The organism is Marinobacter sp. UBA2498 (genome assembly GCF_002341575.1).
In the GTDB taxonomy this organism is placed as follows: Bacteria; Pseudomonadota; Gammaproteobacteria; order Pseudomonadales; family Oleiphilaceae; genus Marinobacter; species Marinobacter manganoxydans.
On sequence record NZ_DDOI01000117.1, the window covers coordinates 2,196 to 4,247 of the forward strand.

The following is a 2,052-nucleotide window of genomic DNA, read 5'->3' on the forward strand; positions in this document are numbered from 1 at the left end:
CGGTTTCTGTAGGGCCTACTCGCTACCTCCCTTCGTTACTTCACGGCTGTTATCAAACACCCAAAGATTCTATATCGCCTGCCAGCATGGCCAGCTGGTGGGCAATGGAACCCCGAAGCTTTTCCGCCGGCACCAGATAGGACGGCGCAGCGCAGGTCAGGGCCATGATGGTGCCATCCTGCAAGTGAATGGGCACGCCAGCAGAGTTGATGTTCCGGTCCCATTCGCCAATGGACAGGCAAAAGCCGTGCTCCTTGTAGTCCTTCATGGCCTGGTCGAGGCCCTGCTTCTTCTCTGGCCAGGCATCACCATATTTCGCGGCCATGGCGTCGTCGATCACCAGGCGGGCCTTGTCGCTGACGGCGCAGTAGTAGGCGCGGCCGGCGGAGGTACTGGCCATCGGCAGTTTCAGGCCGATATCCATGCGCAACAGGGAGGCTTCCGGTGGCAGACGGTTTTCCACGTAGATCATGTGCAACCGGTCCCGGCAGGTGAGGCCAACGGACATGTTGGTCTGGCGGGCGAACTCGTCCATGTAGGGCTTGGCCAGCTGACGCACCTTGAGATTGGACACGTAGGCATAGCCAAGCGCCAGCACCCCGGAGCTCAGCTGGTATTTCTCCAGTTGGGTGTTGTAGCTGAGGTATCCCAGCTTGGTGAGGGTATAGGTCATCCGCGACACGGTCGGCTTGGGCAATCCGGTGATACGGGCAATGTCCTGGTTTCCCAGGATGACAGGACCCTGGCTGAAGGCCCGGAGCACGTCCAGGCCGCGGGACAGGGCCTCGACAAACTTGCGGTCTTTTTCCGGCTTCACGGGCTCACCGTCAGTGGATGCCACTTTCAGTTCGGGTGAGATCTGCTTCTTTCCTGCCATAATGGGACGTCCTCCAACCGCGTCGCCCGCTCCGGTAACCGGTGTATTAATATGGTGAATAACAAAGGATTCATGATTTTAATCGCTGCAGAAATCAAGTACCAGAAAGTCTTTTCAAAATCCGCACCAAATATGAAACACTTATCAATTATGTTTCAAAATCAGAATCGCATGGCGGTATCGAATACCGACTTTCAACGTTTTCGCGGATACCTTATTCTGCATTGCAAAACAAATTAGCAGCCAATGAACCCCGTGGCGACCCCCGGAGGCAAAATGAAAATTCTATTTGTGGCAGGCGACCCCAAACCAGAACGCTGGACGGTACCGATCCTGGAGCAATTACCGGACGCCGAGGTTTATGTCTGGAACCCAAACGGCCCAGCCATCGATGCGGATTACGCCATTGTCTGGCAACCGCCCGAGGCGCTGTTCGAACGGGAAAAGCATCTCAAGGCGGTATTCAATCTCGGGGCGGGCATTGATGGCCTGCTCAAAGTGCCCAACCTGCCGGCCGACCTTCCGGTGGTGCGCCTGGAGGATGCCGGCATGTCGGCGCAGATGGCAGAGTACGTGCTGCACCAGTTGCTGGAGGCAAGCCGCGAGATGGAAACCTATCGGGAGCAGCAACGCCAGGGTATCTGGAAGATCCATCGCCCGATCAAACGCAGCGAATGGCCGGTGGGTGTCATGGGACTTGGCCACATTGGTAAGCGTGTGGCCCGCACTCTGTCCAATCTGGATTATCGGGTGAGCGGCTGGGCCCGCGGGGACCATAGCCTGGAAGGAGTCAATACCTACGCCGGTCCGGATCAGCTCGGCGACTTTCTGAAAACCACCCGGGTTCTGGTCAACACCCTGCCGCTGACTGATGAGACCCGGAACATCATCGACTATGAATTACTTAGCCAGCTCCAGCCGGGCGCCGTACTGATCAACGTTGGCCGGGGTGAACACCTGGTTGAGGAAGATCTGCTTCGGACGCTGGACGAGGGCAAACTGTTGCGCGCCTCGCTCGACGTGTTCCGGAAGGAACCGTTACCGGAGGAGCACCCATTCTGGCAACGAAAAGAAATCACCATCACCCCACATATCTCGGCCCGGACCCTGAGGGACGCCACCATTGAGCAGATCACCCGCAAGATTCGGGATCACGCCGAGGGCCGCGCCATTTC

Annotated in this window: 2 protein-coding genes; one reads left to right on the forward strand and one right to left on the reverse strand. The window is 57.6% G+C overall.

The genetic code is table 11. The features are described 5' to 3' along the window. Positions 1 to 52: 52 nt before the first annotated feature. Positions 53 to 877 (reverse strand): IclR family transcriptional regulator, encoded by an 825-nt coding sequence (locus tag B2W52_RS16155; protein WP_088826290.1) that lies wholly within the window; start codon positions 875 to 877, stop codon positions 53 to 55. Between the two features lie 276 nt (positions 878 to 1,153). Here B2W52_RS16155 and B2W52_RS16160 point away from each other — a divergent pair. Continuing rightward, on the forward strand, positions 1,154 to 2,052 hold an 899-nt coding region (locus tag B2W52_RS16160), incomplete at its 3' end, for a 2-hydroxyacid dehydrogenase (protein WP_286803740.1).

Coding starts and splice junctions, on each gene's coding strand:
- B2W52_RS16155 (WP_088826290.1), bottom strand. CDS start 877: ATGGCAGGAAAGAAGCAGATCTCACCCGAACTGAAAGTGGCATCCACT.